The 13,841-nt window shown below is 60.3% G+C and carries 10 protein-coding genes and 2 tRNA genes; 4 read left to right on the top strand and 8 right to left on the bottom strand.

Features of this window, described 5'->3' with window-relative positions; translation table 11 throughout:
• Nucleotides 1-47 precede the first annotated feature (47 nt).
• Nucleotides 48-1,142, top strand: coding sequence for a D-alanine--D-alanine ligase (gene ddlA, locus KSS91_RS24445; protein WP_217836361.1), 1,095 nt, complete (start codon nucleotides 48-50; stop codon nucleotides 1,140-1,142).
• Between the two features lie 232 nt (nucleotides 1,143-1,374).
• On the top strand, nucleotides 1,375-2,433 hold the full coding sequence (locus KSS91_RS24440; protein ID WP_217838401.1) for an IS110 family RNA-guided transposase: 1,059 nt from the start codon (nucleotides 1,375-1,377) through the stop codon (nucleotides 2,431-2,433).
• 452 nt (nucleotides 2,434-2,885) lie between these two features.
• Here the strand turns inward: KSS91_RS24440 and ggt are convergent, their stop codons facing one another.
• Nucleotides 2,886-4,718 carry a gamma-glutamyltransferase gene (gene ggt / locus KSS91_RS24435; protein ID WP_217836360.1) on the bottom strand — a complete coding sequence of 611 codons (1,833 nt, stop codon included), beginning with the start codon at nucleotides 4,716-4,718 and terminating at the stop codon, nucleotides 2,886-2,888.
• A gap of 166 nt (nucleotides 4,719-4,884) precedes the next feature.
• On the opposite strand from ggt, the gene KSS91_RS24430 reads away from it, so the two are divergent.
• Complete coding sequence (locus KSS91_RS24430; protein ID WP_217836359.1) at nucleotides 4,885-5,988, top strand: DUF2817 domain-containing protein; 1,104 nt, start codon at nucleotides 4,885-4,887, stop codon at nucleotides 5,986-5,988.
• A 159-nt stretch (nucleotides 5,989-6,147) separates the two neighbouring features.
• On the opposite strand, the gene KSS91_RS24425 is transcribed toward KSS91_RS24430, so the two are convergent.
• Together KSS91_RS24425 and KSS91_RS24420 are read right to left on the bottom strand one after the other, a co-directional pair.
• Nucleotides 6,148-6,224 (bottom strand) — tRNA-Met (locus KSS91_RS24425).
• 134 nt (nucleotides 6,225-6,358) lie between these two features.
• A complete protein-coding gene (locus KSS91_RS24420; RefSeq protein WP_437179764.1) occupies nucleotides 6,359-7,894 on the bottom strand; it encodes a methyl-accepting chemotaxis protein in 1,536 nt (511 codons plus the stop codon).
• Between the two features lie 855 nt (nucleotides 7,895-8,749).
• Here KSS91_RS24420 and KSS91_RS24415 point away from each other — a divergent pair.
• On the top strand, nucleotides 8,750-9,967 hold the full coding sequence (locus KSS91_RS24415; RefSeq protein ID WP_217836357.1) for an MFS transporter: 1,218 nt from the start codon (nucleotides 8,750-8,752) through the stop codon (nucleotides 9,965-9,967).
• A 170-nt stretch (nucleotides 9,968-10,137) separates the two neighbouring features.
• Here KSS91_RS24415 and ychF read toward each other — a convergent pair whose 3' ends face one another.
• From ychF to KSS91_RS24390, 5 genes are all read right to left on the bottom strand, one after another.
• On the bottom strand, nucleotides 10,138-11,238 hold the full coding sequence (gene ychF / locus KSS91_RS24410) for a redox-regulated ATPase YchF (RefSeq protein ID WP_217836356.1): 1,101 nt from the start codon (nucleotides 11,236-11,238) through the stop codon (nucleotides 10,138-10,140).
• A gap of 22 nt (nucleotides 11,239-11,260) precedes the next feature.
• The gene (gene pth / locus KSS91_RS24405; protein ID WP_007973893.1) at nucleotides 11,261-11,845 is read right to left on the bottom strand and encodes an aminoacyl-tRNA hydrolase; all 585 of its coding nucleotides are present in this window, start codon (nucleotides 11,843-11,845) and stop codon (nucleotides 11,261-11,263) included.
• Nucleotides 11,846-12,014: 169 nt separating this feature from the next.
• Nucleotides 12,015-12,614: a 50S ribosomal protein L25/general stress protein Ctc gene (locus tag KSS91_RS24400; RefSeq protein WP_007973891.1), complete on the bottom strand. Its 600-nt coding sequence runs from the start codon at nucleotides 12,612-12,614 to the stop codon at nucleotides 12,015-12,017.
• A 142-nt stretch (nucleotides 12,615-12,756) separates the two neighbouring features.
• Nucleotides 12,757-13,698, bottom strand: coding sequence for a ribose-phosphate pyrophosphokinase (locus tag KSS91_RS24395; RefSeq protein WP_003171603.1), 942 nt, complete (start codon nucleotides 13,696-13,698; stop codon nucleotides 12,757-12,759).
• Nucleotides 13,699-13,744: 46 nt separating this feature from the next.
• A tRNA-Gln gene (locus tag KSS91_RS24390) sits at nucleotides 13,745-13,819 on the bottom strand.
• Nucleotides 13,820-13,841: the final 22 nt, after the last annotated feature.

Raw genomic sequence — 13,841 nt, 5'->3', positions numbered from 1 at the left:
GGTTTCGACTATTGAGGTTGTAAGCACATTCACCAGGAGGCCAGGCGATGAGAAAACTGCGTGTAGGGATAATCTTTGGCGGGCGCTCGGCAGAGCATGAAGTGTCGTTGCAATCGGCGAAGAATATCGTCGACGCCCTCGATCGCTCACGCTTCGAGCCGGTGCTGATCGGCATCGACAAACAAGGCCACTGGCACCTCAACGACCCTTCAAATTTTTTGCTGAATCAGGAAAACCCGGCGCTGATCGCCCTCAACCAGTCCAATCGTGAGCTGGCCGTGGTGCCGGGCAAAGCCAGCCAGCAATTGGTGGAAACCAGCAGTCAGGAACTGCTCGGCCATGTCGATGTGATCTTCCCGATCGTCCACGGCACCCTGGGTGAAGACGGTTGCCTGCAAGGTTTGCTGCGCATGGCCGATCTGCCGTTTGTCGGCTCCGATGTGCTCGGCTCGGCGGTCTGCATGGACAAGGACATCAGCAAGCGCCTGCTGCGCGATGCCGGCCTGGCCGTGACGCCGTTCGTGACATTGACCCGCGCCTCGGCGGCGCGCACCGGGTTTGCCGAGGTTCAGTCCCGGCTCGGTTTACCGCTGTTCGTCAAGCCGGCGAACCAGGGCTCTTCCGTGGGTGTGAGCAAGGTCACCGACGAGGCCGAATACAGCGCAGCGGTGGAGCTGGCGTTGAGTTTCGATACCAAGGTGTTGATCGAATCTGCCGTCAGCGGCCGCGAGATTGAATGCGTAGTGCTCGGCAATGAAGAGGCGATCGCCAGTGGTTGCGGCGAGATTGTGGTGCGCAGCGGGTTCTATTCCTACGACAGCAAATACATCGATGACACGGCCGCAGAAGTCGTAGTGCCGGCCAATATCAGCGTCGAGGCCAGCGAGCGTATTCGCGCCCTGGCCGTCGAGGCGTTCCAGATCCTGGGCTGCTCCGGCCTGGCCCGTGTCGATGTGTTCCTGACCGACAGTGGCGAAGTGCTGATCAACGAAATCAACTCGCTGCCCGGTTTCACCCGCATCAGCATGTACCCGAAATTGTGGCAGGCCACGGGCATGACCTACAGCGAGTTGGTGACGCGATTGATCGAACTGGCGCTGGAAAAACATCAGGTTCGGCAGGGGTTGAAGATCAGTCGTTAAGTGCGCTGCTGAAGGGCGCTGCGTTTATCCAGTTCACACGCGTTATCGTTAACCACCATCGCAGGCAAGCCAGCTCCCACAAAAGAACGCGCCCACGCCGAAACTGTAATTAAATGGACTCGCCCAAGCCGAGGCGTCTGTGCGCCGCGGTGGCATTCTTATAGAAGCCAACGACAGCGAGGGCGAGGCCATGAAAAAGCATACGATGTTCAATCAGTCTTTGTCAGCCGACGTGTCGGCGTGCACGACCGTTGCGGTAGATCTTGCAAAAAAGGTCTTTCAGGTCGCCGGGGAGGATGCTCTCGGCCAGGTAAAATTCGAGGATCGAATCAAGTCCCGCGAGGCCTTCCAGGTATTTCTGCACAAGCTTCCCGAGAGTGTGACGGTCTTGGTGGAAACCGGGCCAGGCGCTCAGGCGTGGGCGCGGTTACTGCAAATACAGGGCAATCCGGTCCGCATCCTGCCGGCCCAGCTTGTTGCCAAACATCGCTGTGGCCCGAAAAATGATCACAACGATGCGTTCGCTATCCTACGTGCAGGCCGCGATAGCACGATTTCAGCCGTTCCGGTCAAGAGCCCGGCGGCGCTCGCGATGCAGGCACTGCACCGAGCTCGACAGGGATATATACGGCGACGCACGGCGGTGGGCAATCAGATGCGCGGTTTGCTGCTGGAACATGGCGTGGCTCTGGCGCAGGGCGAAATGGCGATCAGCCAGCTCGTGCCTCGGATATTGGAAGATGTTACCCAGCCATTGCCCGATCTACTGCGCGAGCTGATCGCCGAACTGCTGGGTGAATGGAGTCAACTGGGTGAACGCGTCAACGTACTGACCGGCCGACTGGAAACGGCGGCGAAAGAGAGTGAGATAGCGAGGCGGCTGATGACTGTGCGCGGTGTTGGTCCAATCATCGCCACGGCGCTGCTGGCCAAGCAGACCGAGCCTGAACGCTTCGCCAACGCCCGGCAGTTTGCCGCGTACTTCGGGTTGGTGCCCAACCAGCACAGCAGCGGCGATAAAATCCGACTGGGCAAGATGTGCAAACATGGCGATGCCTACTTGCGCAGTCTGACGATCCAAGGAGCCCATGCTGTTTTAAGGCAGATACGATCTGACTCACAGCAGCCGGACGACCAACGTCTACAGCGTTGGATCTCCCGCCTGGGGCGCAAGGAGGCGGCAGTGCGATTGGCCAACCGCAACCTGCGCATTCTCTGGGTACTACTACAAAACGATCAGACTTATCATCGCCGGCCGGGAAATGGCCCCGAGGTGGCGATGAGTCACTGATCAATAGCGTTCTGCCACCGGGGCGTTAAGCCGCTCCAACCCATGCTAAAAAACATTGACCCCAGGTCAGACCGTCGCGGATTGATGCCTGGGCTCCTACCGGCCCTTGAGGCCTCACTGTAATCGGCATACCGCGCGCTTATCCAATGTTGGCCAGAAGCCGTTCAAGGCTTCCTCAAACAGGCCTGATACATAGATGCAACCGGGCAGCAGTGTTTAGAAGCAGGTTGAAAGTGGGGGCGAGTCCATACATAGGAGCCAGCTTGCTGGCGATGGACGCAAGTGCGCCGCGTTTATCCAGATCACACGCGTTATCGTTGACGACCATCGCTGGCAAGCCAGCTCCCACAAAGGACCGCGTCCGGGTCGAAAATGAAGTGAGTTCCAGACCAGTCAAGCCCCCCAAAAAGGGCCTGTTCACTGGCAGGCCTTTCATCACTCCAGCGCGTGACTCAATCCCCCAGCGCCTGCCCCTCACGCCGCGGGTCGGCACCTCCCGTCAGTGACGCTTTGCCCTGGGCGTCCTTGACCCGAACAATCGCCTGGGTGCCGCTGGTCATGTCGATTTCGCTCACGCTGTGCCCTTTGTCTTTCAGCGCCTGAATCAGCGCGGGGCTGAACTGGCCCTGTTCCAGTTCGGTCGGGCCGTTGCGGCTGCCGAAGTTGGGCAGGTTGATGGCCGCTTGCGCATCGAGATTCCAGTCGAGCAGGCCGATGGTGGATTTGGCCACGTATTCGATGATTTGCGAGCCGCCGGGGGAGCCGACAGTGGCGAGAAATTCGCCGCTCTGGCGGTCGAAGATCAGGGTCGGCGCCATGGATGAGCGCGGGCGTTTGCCGGGTTCGACGCGGTTGGCGACTTTCTGCCCGTTTTCCTCGGGGATGAACGAGAAGTCGGTCATCTCGTTATTGAGCATGAAACCCTGAACCATGATGTGCGAGCCGAACGCTGACTCGATGGTGGTGGTCATCGACACGGCGCCGCCTGCGTCATCGACGGCCACCACTTGCGAGGTGGAAATCCGCAGTGGCGAACGGTCCGGCGCATAGGCCACCTGGATGCCCGGCGGCGTGCCGGGTTTGGCCGTGCCCATGCTGCGTTCGCCGATCAGGGCGGCACGGCTGGCAAGGTAGGCCGGGTCGACCAGGCCTTTGACCGGCACGGGCACGAAGTCGCTATCGGCCAGGTACTGCGCGCGGTCAGCGTAGGCCAGGCGTTCGGCTTCAGAGATAAGGTGCACGGCTTGCGGGTCGGGTTCGCTGCCGGCCGGGGCTGTGGTCTTGACCGGTTTCAGCGGTGCCAGTGCCAGGCGCTTGTCGCGAGCCTCCAGGGCTTGCAGCGTACCGAGGATCTGCGCCACGGCGATCCCGCCCGACGACGGTGGCGGCATGCCGCAGACCTGCCAGCGCTTGTAGTCGGTACACAGCGGTGCGCGTTCCTTGGCCTGATAGTTGGCGAGATCGGTCAGGGACAGGCTGCCGGGGTTGGCGTGGCCCTGAACCTTGGCGGCGATTTCCTCGGCGACCGGGCCTTTGTACAGGGCATCCGGACCTTCGTGGGCGATGCGTTTGAACACGGCGGCCAGTGCCGGGTTCTTCAGGTGGGTGCCAACGGCTTTCGGGCTGCCATCGGCATTACGGAAGTAAGCCATCATTTCCGGAGAGCGTGGCATGGACGAATCTGCGGCGATCAACTGGTGCAGGCGCGGTGAAATGGCAAAGCCTTGCTCGGCGAGCCGGATGGCCGGTTCAAACAGCTGCGCCCAGGGCAGGCGTCCGTGTTTTTGATGGGCCAGTTCGAGGGCACGCAGTACGCCGGGCGTGCCCACCGAGCGGCCGCCAATCTGCGCCTGGGTAAAGCCCATCGGTTGTCCATTGGCTTGCAGGAAAAGTTTTTCGGTGGCACCGGCCGGGGCGGTTTCACGGCCGTCGTAGGTGCGCACGGCTTTGCCATCCCAAAGTACGATCAATGCGCCGCCCCCGATGCCCGAAGACTGTGGCTCGACCAGCGTCAACACCGCTTGCATCGCAATCGCGGCATCAATGGCCGAACCGCCCCGGCGCAGCATCTCCCGCCCGGCTTCGGCCGCCAGCGGGTTGGCCGCCGCTGCCATGAATTTCTCGGCGTGTTGAGTTTTCAGGTCAGTGCGGAAACCGGAAGCGCTTTCCGGGGCGAGCGGCAACGTCGGCACCGAAGCGTTGTTGCACGCGGCCAGGGTCAAGGCACTGACAATCAGTGCCAGGGCAGGCAGGCGATGGCGGCGCAAAGGGAAGGTTGAGAACACGTGGGGTACTCCGTCCGTTGGATCTACGATCAGTGGACTTTATCGGCCGACCGGGAGGGACGCAAACCGGGTCCCACGGCACTGACGTTTTTGTCCTTCATCAATGGCCGGAATTTCTGTAGGGTCGTTGCCAACAGGCAGGCCAGAAAATCAACAAGAGGCAGACATGCACACCGAGTTTCCAACCCAGCCCGGCTACCGCACCCAGCGTGAACAGTTCCTGGCCGCAGCGGCTGCCGCAGGCGCAACCTTGACTGAATATCCACACCCGCTCAAAGGTCCGTTCGATGAATCTCTGAGTACCGATGTGGCGGTGTTGGGTGATCCGGGCGCCAAGCGTCTGTTGATTGCGCTGAGCGGCACTCACGGGGTTGAGGGCTTCTATGGTTCGGGCTGCCAGATCAAATGGCTGCAGGAGTTGGGCAAGCGTTCACTGCCAAAGGATGTGGCCGTGGTCATGATCCATGCCATCAACCCTTGGGGCATGGCGTGGTTGCGCCGGGTCAACGAAGACAACATCGACCTGAACCGCAATCACCTGGATTTCCAGCGCCCGCTGCCGGACAACCAGGCGTATAGCGCCCTGCATGAAATCTATGCCTGCCCACAGTTGCACGGCCCCGAGCGAGAGCGTGCCGATGCCTTGCTCGACGAGCAGATTCGCCTGCATGGCTGGCCAGCGGTGATGTCGATTGTCGAGGGCGGCCAGCATGCTCACCCCGATGGCCTGTTCTATGGTGGGCTGGCGCCGAGCTGGTCAAACCGCACGCTGCACCGGATCGTGCAAAAGCACCTGGCCCATGCCGAAGTGGCCATGTGTTTCGACTTGCACACCGGCGCGGGTGAATACGGTCATCCGATGTTGCTGACCATTACCGAGTCGGCCTACCCGGCGCTGCCGGATGCGCAGGCGATCTACGGGCCTTGGCTCTACAGCCTGCAAACCGGCGCCGACACCCTGAGCGAAACCGGCGTGGCGGCGACGGCCACCGGCTACACCTCGCAGGCGTTGATCGATGCGCTGCCGCAGGTGCGCTTGATGCCTTTCGTCATCGAGTGCGGAACGTATCCGGGGCCGGACGTTCACCGCCATTTGCGCGATGACCACTGGCTGCATCTGTATGGCAATCCGGGTGACGCAACAGGGCGCGGGATCAAGTTGAATCTGCTGGAGCAGTTCTATCCGGCCGATAGCGATTGGCAGTCGATGGTCTGGTTGCGCACGTGGCAGATCTGGGAGCGGGCGCTGTCTGCATTGCCGACCGTGTAGGAGCGAGCTTGCTCGCGATGGACTCAAGAGCGCTGCGTTTAACCAGTAAACACGCGTTATCGTTAACGACCATCGCGAGCAAGCTCGCTCCTACATACAGGCATAAAAAACGCAGGCATAAAAAAACGGCTTACCTTTCGGTAAGCCGTTTTTAGTACTTGGTGGCTACACAGGGACTTGAACCCCGGACCCCAGCATTATGAATGCTATGCTCTAACCAACTGAGCTATGTAGCCAAGTGGCGCGCATTATTCACCGGTAACGGGGATGCGTCAAGCATAAATCTAAAATATTTCTCTGCGCTTTCAACCGTTTATCAAAATCTACCTTCCAGGCAGGGGTGAAGGGCGCCTGAGCAGGGCTACCGGATTCAACTCAAGCGGAAGCGCCCGGTGTTGTCGCTTAACGCTTTGCTGCCCTGACTCAGGGTGTCCGCTGCCTGGTTCACCGCGCGGGCACCTTCGAGCAAACGTAGCGCTGCCTGATCGACCTGCTGGATATTTCCGCTGACCTCGTCGGCGGTACTGGCCTGCTCTTCCACCGCCGTGGCGATGTGCGCCAGGGTATCGGTGACACTCTGCACCGCACTGGCGATTTCCCCGAGCCGTTCGCCAAGGCCGGTGACCGCTTGTGCATCACTCTCTGCCTGAGTGCACGCGGCCTCCATCAGGTTGACGGCCTCGTTCACGGTGTGACGCAGGCTGTCGACCGTGCCGGCAATCTGTGCGGTCGACGATTGGGTGCGCTGCGACAGGCTGCGTACTTCATCGGCCACTACCGCAAAGCCACGCCCTTGTTCGCCCGCTCGCGCCGCCTCGATGGCGGCGTTGAGTGCCAGCAGGTTGGTCTGCTCGGCGACGCCGCGAATGGTGTCGACCACCAGTTGAATCTGCTGTCCTTGCTCGCTGACTCGGCCCAATGCCGCAGCGGTTTCGTTCAGGCGTTGATTGAGCTGCTGGATGCTCGCGGTGGTGCGCTGGCTGTCGCGGCTGCTGTCGGCGGCAATGCGCCGGGTGTGCTGGGCGCTGCCGGACGCCTGTTCGCAACTGTGGGCGACCCCTTGTGAGGTGGCGGCCAGTTGCGTCGCCGCCGCGGCAATCTGGCTGATCTGCAACTGCTGGGCTTCGACTTCGCCCAGGGCGTCACTGGAGTGATGGTTGAGGGATTGCACCGCGTGGCTCAGTTGCAGGGTTTCGTGATCCACGCCTTGCAGGCTGGTGCGCAGTTGCACCACGGCGACGTTCAGCGCGGTGCTGATGACCGCCAGTTCGTCCCGTCCCTGAATCGGTACTTGCAGGCTCAGATTGCCATCGCGCAAGGCCTCGGCCAGTACCGTGATGCCGCTGGCGCTGCGGCGGATCGAGGCCTGCAAGCAGATGAACAGATACAGCGCGGCCAACAGCAGGCAGCCGAACACGACGGCCACCACAATGAACTGGCGGATCGCCGAGTCGTGGTAATAATCCAGGCGTTGATCCAGCGACACCAGCGACTGCTGGCGCAATGAAGCGAGGTCGGAGAGCAGGGCGTCGAGACTGCGCTCGAAGTCCTCGGGCTTGAGTTTGATGCTGCCGCCGAACACGCCGTCATCCAGCACCTTCAGGCCTGAGTCCAGGCGCTTGAGGCTGTCATGGTATTGCCCGGCCCAGGTTTGCAGGGCGCTGGGCAAGCGCGCTTCGAGCAGCCCCGCCGTTTTCACAAGCTGCTCTCGTGCATCGCCGATGCGGCTGCGCAGGTCGCGCAGTTGCAGTCGGCTTTGCAGGGTGAACTGCCCGGACACTACCGACGCTTGGCCCACCGCCGCCAAGCGACCGACCCGTTCGATCAGGTCGGGTGCGTGTTGGGTGGAGATCTGGGTCAGCAAGTAGGTTTCCAGCCAGGGTGCCAGTGTCAGGCGATTGTCCATGGCGATCTGCTCGCGCAAGGCTTGCAGGGCGCTCAGGGCGTTGGTGAAGCGATCGTAGCCATCCGGCCACCAGCCGACGCTGCCCAGGCTTTTTGAGTCGAGGCCATCGAGGGCGGTCTGCAGGGCCTGATAACGGCTCAGTGTTTCGCTCTCGGCAGCTTCTTTTTGCAGGGTATTGCCCAGTTCGGCAGTGGCCTGGCTGACGGCGGGCTGGACCGCATTGAAGGCGGCCATCGCGGCGAGGGTGGCCGGTGTCGGCTGGCGATTGGTTTCCGTGGCGCGCCAGCGGGCGGCGCGATCGCGCTGGGCGGTGAGCAGGTCATCCAGTGCGTCAAGGGCCAGCAGTTGCCGCACCCCGGCGCGTTCGCCGGAGATCAGGCTGAGTTTGTCGCGATAGTCCTGGCCGATCATCCACAGGCTGCCGGCCAAGGGCAGGATGAACAGCAAAAACAACAGCTGAAATTTACGTGCGAAGCCAAATCGCCCCAGCAGTGCGATCCCCGGTGATAAAAAAGCCTGCATGCCCCAAGACTCCTCTGGACACCACGCACCATTGGCGTGCGTCGGAGGTTGTTGCACCGCCGACTTGTGCCCGCTAAAAAGGCCTCGAAAGTTCACCCTTGTCTGCTCTGTAGGCCGACTCTGTGGCGAAACTTCCCATTGTCGGCCTCCTTTGTAAGGAAGCCGCGTTCAAGCCGACAAAGTAGGCAAGATTCAGACCATGGCGTTGCGCCATCAATGGTGTGGCGATGAAAACCGAGGTCGTTAGCAGGCTAAGGGGATGGCGTTGCCGCACTGAAAAATGGCACATTGGCGCACCTGCCCGTTTGTACCTCCTGTTGTCTGGAAATTCCCATGGCTATCAGCAACGCCCAGACCGGCTCAGTGCCGGCGTCCGCTACGCCCCAAAGCAGTCCCCTGGTAATGCGCATCATCGGTGCGGTGGCGCTGGCGCATTTGATCAACGACCTGATCCAGTCGGTGCTGCCGTCGATCTACCCGATGCTCAAGGCCAGCTATGGCCTGACCTTCACCCAGGTCGGCCTGATCACCCTGACGTTCCAGTTGACGGCCTCGCTGTTGCAGCCGTGGGTGGGTTACTACACCGATCGCCATCCCAAGCCGTGGCTGCTGCCAGCGGGTACGGTGTGCACCCTGGTCGGCATTCTGATGATGTCGGTGGTCGGCAGCTTCCCGCTGATTCTGCTGGCGGCGGGCTTGATCGGCATCGGTTCTTCGACCTTCCACCCTGAAGCGTCCCGCGTGGCGCGACTGGCTTCGGGCGGGCGCTTCGGGCTGGCGCAATCGACCTTCCAGGTTGGCGGTAACGCGGGCTCGGCGTTTGGCCCCTTGCTGGCGGCAGCGATCATCATTCCCTACGGTCAAGGGAACGTGGCCTGGTTCGGCCTGTTCGCGGTGTTTGCGTTGTTCGTGCTGTACCGGATTAGCCGCTGGTACGCCAACCACTTGAACCTGTTCAAGCTCAAGCAAGGTCAGGCAGCGACTCACGGCTTGTCCAAGGGCCGAGTGACCAGCGCGCTGGTGGTGCTCGGGTTGCTGGTGTTCTCCAAGTATTTCTACATGGCCAGCCTCACCAGCTATTTCACCTTCTACCTGATCGAGAAGTTCGACCTGTCGGTCGCCAGTTCGCAGTTGCACCTGTTCCTGTTCCTTGGTGCGGTAGCGGCGGGGACATTCTTTGGCGGGCCGATCGGCGACAGGATCGGGCGTAAGGCCGTGATCTGGTTCTCGATCCTCGGCGTTGCACCGTTCACCTTGTTGCTGCCCCATGTCGACCTGTTCTGGACCAGCATCCTGAGCGTCGTCATCGGCTTCATCCTCGCCTCGGCGTTCTCGGCCATCGTGGTGTACGCCCAGGAACTGGTGCCGGGCAATGTCGGGATGATCGCCGGGGTGTTCTTCGGATTGATGTTCGGTTTCGGCGGGATTGGCGCGGCGTTGCTGGGGCACCTGGCGGATATTCACGGTATCGAGTACGTGTATTACCTGTGTTCGTTCCTGCCGCTGCTGGGGGTGTTGGCGATCTTCCTGCCGCGTACGAAAAAGTCCTGATCCAGCACAAATCCCCTGTGGGAGCGAGCTTGCTCGCGATGTCGGAGTGTCAGTCAGTATCTTTGTTGGCTGACACACCGCTATCGCGAGCAAGCTCGCTCCCACAGAAAAGCAAAAACAAGGCACAAAAAAGCCGCGTATCAAACGCGGCTTTTTCATGGGCGTGTGGCTTACACGTTGAAGCGGAAGTGCATCACGTCGCCGTCCTTGACGATGTAGTCCTTGCCTTCCAGGCGCCATTTACCGGCTTCCTTGGTACCGGCTTCGCCCTTGTACTGGATGAAGTCGTTGTAGGCGATCACTTCGGCGCGGATGAAGCCTTTCTCGAAGTCGGTGTGGATCACACCAGCGGCTTGTGGTGCGGTGGCACCGACGCGCACGGTCCAGGCGCGGACTTCTTCGACACCGGCGGTGAAGTAGGTCTGCAGGTGCAGCATTTCGTAGCCGGCGCGGATCACGCGGTTCAGGCCAGGCTCTTCGAGGCCCAGGGCTTCGAGGAACATGTCTTTCTCTTCGCCGTCGTCGAGCTCGGCGATTTCCGCTTCGATCTTGTTGCACACCGGTACAACCACGGCGCCTTCTTCTTCGGCGATGGCGCGTACGACGCCCAGGTGCGGGTTGTTTTCGAAACCGTCTTCAGCAACGTTGGCGATGTACATGACCGGCTTGGTGGTCAGCAGGTGGAAGCCCTTGATCACCGCTTTTTCGTCGGTGCCCATGTTCTTCATCAGGCTGCGTGCAGGCTTGCCTTCGGTGAAGTGAGCGATCAATTGCTCCAGCAGACCTTTCTGGACCACTGCGTCCTTGTCACCGCCCTTGGCGTTGCGCGCGACTTTCTGCAGTTGCTTTTCGCAGCTGTCGAGGTCGGCGAAGATCAGTTCCAGGTCGATGATTTCGATGTCGCGTTTCGGGTCGACGCTGTTGGAGACGTGAATCACGTTCTCGTCTTCGAAGCAGCGGACCACGTGGGCGATGGCATCGGTTTCACGGATGTTGGCCAAAAACTTGTTGCCCAGGCCTTCACCTTTCGACGCGCCGGCAACCAGGCCCGCGATGTCGACGAATTCCATGGTGGTCGGCAGGATGCGCTTTGGATTGACGATGGCTGCCAGGGCTTCCAGACGCGGATCCGGCATCGGCACGATACCGCTGTTCGGTTCGATGGTGCAGAAGGGGAAGTTCTCGGCCGCGATCCCGGATTTGGTCAGGGCGTTGAACAGGGTGGACTTGCCGACGTTAGGCAGACCGACGATGCCGCAATTGAATCCCATGGTGTTTTCCCCGAGGAGTGAGTCAGGCCTTCTGGCTGTGCAGGTTTTTCATCGCGCGGTTCCATTCCCCGGCGAGGATATCCGGCAGCACGCCGAGGGCAAAGTCGATGCTGGCATCGAGTTTTTCCTGTTCGGCGCGTGGCGCACGACCCAGGACGAAATTTGAAACCATACTGGCAACGCCCGGGTGGCCAATGCCAAGCCGCAAGCGGTGAAAGGTATTCTGATTGCCCAGTTGCGCAATGATGTCGCGCAACCCGTTGTGACCGCCATGGCCGCCGCCCACTTTGAGCTTGGCAACGCCCGGAGGCAGGTCGAGTTCGTCGTGCGCCACGAGGATTTCTTCAGGCTTGATGCGGAAGAAACCGGCGAGTGCCGCCACGGCCTGGCCGCTGCGGTTCATGTACGTGGTGGGAATCAACAGACGAACATCCTGACCCTGGTGCGAATAGCGCCCGGTCAGGCCGAAATATTTGCGGTCCGCCACAAGGTTCACGCCTTGTGCGTTCGCGATGCGCTCAACAAAAAGGGCCCCTGCGTTATGCCGGGTCTGTTCGTATTCAGCGCCTGGATTTCCCAGGCCAACGATCAGTTTGATGGCAGTCACGATAGGGGCCCTTCATTGGAGTGGTGGATAACATCGCCGCAATCAGGGAGAGCGGCGAAAGTGGACGAAAGTTGCTCATTTACCATGATGTAAACTCCGCGTTCTCGCCCGCTTTCTCGCTATGCTCTAGTCCGCGATGTTTCCGGTCACTCCGGCGTACAGAGTAAAATTACTCTGCAGCGCCTTCTGCAGCTTCTGGAGCAACACGTGGAGCGTGGACGTTGGCAACAGCCTTGTCATCGCCGTGTGCCAGGGCCACGAACTCAACGCCTTTAGGCGCCTTGAGGTCCGACAGGTGAATGATCGAACCGATTTCAGCGTTAGCCAGGTCGACTTCGATGAACTCAGGCAGATCTTTCGGCAGGCAGGAAACTTCGATCTCGGCAACAACGTGCGAGATTTCGCCGCCTTTCTTGGTCGGTGCTTCTTCGTTGATGAAGTGCACTGGAACGATCGCGGTCAGTTTCTGGCCAGCGACTACGCGTACGAAGTCAGCGTGCATCACGTGGCCTTTGGCCGGGTGACGCTGCAGGGCTTTGATCACGACGTTCTGCTTGGTGCCACCAACGTTCAGCTCGATGATGTGGCTGTAAGCCGCTTCGTTTTCGAGCAGTTTGGCAACTTCTTTGGCCAGCATGCTGATGGATTCAGGGGCTTTGTCGCCACCGTAAACTACAGCTGGAACCAGGCTTGCGAGACGACGCAGGCGGCGGCTCGCACCTTTCCCCAGGTCGGAACGCACTTCAGCATTCAGAGTAAAATCGTTCATGTTGTATCTCCAAAATAACCACACTCGCCCCAGCGTTTGCGACCAGCGCTAAAGGCGATATGGGCAAAAAAGCCCCGCCCCGACAGGAATGCCGGGGCGGGGCGCTTTTCGTCAACGAGACATTTCGAGAAGGGCAGGGCCCTTAGCGGAACATCGCGCTGATCGATTCTTCATTGCTGATGCGGCGGACCGCCTCGGCAACTACCGGTGCGATATCCAGTTGGCGGATACGCGCGCAGGCTTGTGCTGCAGCGGACAGCGGAATGGTGTTGGTCACCACCAGCTCGTCCAGCACGGAATTTTCAATGTTCTCGATTGCCCGACCCGACAGCACAGGGTGCGTGCAGTAGGCGAAAACCTTGGCAGCGCCATGCTCTTTCAGGGCCTTGGCCGCGTGGCACAGGGTGCCGGCGGTATCGACCATGTCATCGACCAGAATACAGGTACGCCCTTCGACATCACCGATGATATGCATCACTTCAGAGTGATTGGCTTTCTCACGGCGTTTGTCGATGATCCCGAGATCCACGCCCAGGGATTTGGCAACGGCACGTGCACGCACGACGCCACCAATGTCCGGGGACACGATCATCAGGTTTTCGAAGCGCTGATCTTCGATGTCATCCACCAGAACCGGGGAGCCGTAGATGTTATCTACCGGAATATCGAAGAAACCCTGGATTTGGTCAGCATGCAGATCAACCGTGAGAACACGGTCGATGCCGACTACGGTAAGCATGTCAGCCACGACTTTCGCGCTGATAGCCACACGTGCGGAGCGCGGACGGCGATCCTGACGGGCATAACCAAAGTAAGGAATAACAGCAGTGATACGAGTAGCCGAGGAGCGGCGGAAGGCATCAGCCATCACTACCAGTTCCATCAGGTTATCGTTGGTCGGAGCGCAAGTCGGCTGGATAATGAAGACGTCTTTACCGCGGACGTTTTCATTGATCTCGGCGGTAATTTCGCCGTCGGAGAATTTACCGACAGAGATGTCACCGAGAGGGATATGCAGCTGACGTACGACACGCCGAGCCAGATCGGGGTTAGCGTTCCCCGTAAAGACCATCATCTTGGACACGCGCAGTACCTGAAGGCTGAGGGTAACCTGGATGAGTATAGGAAAATGGCAGGGGCGGCTGGATTCGAACCAACGCATGGCAGGATCAAAACCTGCTGCCTTACCGCTTGGCGACGCCCCTGTATCTGTTGCAACGATTACCC

The sequence above is a fragment of the Pseudomonas azerbaijanorientalis genome (assembly GCF_019139795.1).
Taxonomy (GTDB): domain Bacteria; phylum Pseudomonadota; class Gammaproteobacteria; order Pseudomonadales; family Pseudomonadaceae; genus Aquipseudomonas; species Aquipseudomonas laurylsulfatiphila.
Note: the sequence above shows the minus strand (reverse complement) of the source record. Positions and strands in the feature narration are given on the sequence as shown.

Bases quoted from the DNA above. Each gene is read 5' to 3' on its own strand.
- ddlA (WP_217836361.1), top strand. From the start codon at position 48: ATGAGAAAACTGCGTGTAGGGATAATCTTTGGCGGGCGCTCGGCAGAG.
- KSS91_RS24430 (WP_217836359.1), top strand. From the start codon at position 4,885: ATGCACACCGAGTTTCCAACCCAGCCCGGCTACCGCACCCAGCGTGAA.
- KSS91_RS24420 (WP_437179764.1), bottom strand. From the start codon at position 7,894: ATGGACAATCGCCTGACACTGGCACCCTGGCTGGAAACCTACTTGCTG.
- KSS91_RS24415 (WP_217836357.1), top strand. From the start codon at position 8,750: ATGGCTATCAGCAACGCCCAGACCGGCTCAGTGCCGGCGTCCGCTACG.
- ychF (WP_217836356.1), bottom strand. From the start codon at position 11,238: ATGGGATTCAATTGCGGCATCGTCGGTCTGCCTAACGTCGGCAAGTCC.
- KSS91_RS24400 (WP_007973891.1), bottom strand. From the start codon at position 12,614: ATGAACGATTTTACTCTGAATGCTGAAGTGCGTTCCGACCTGGGGAAA.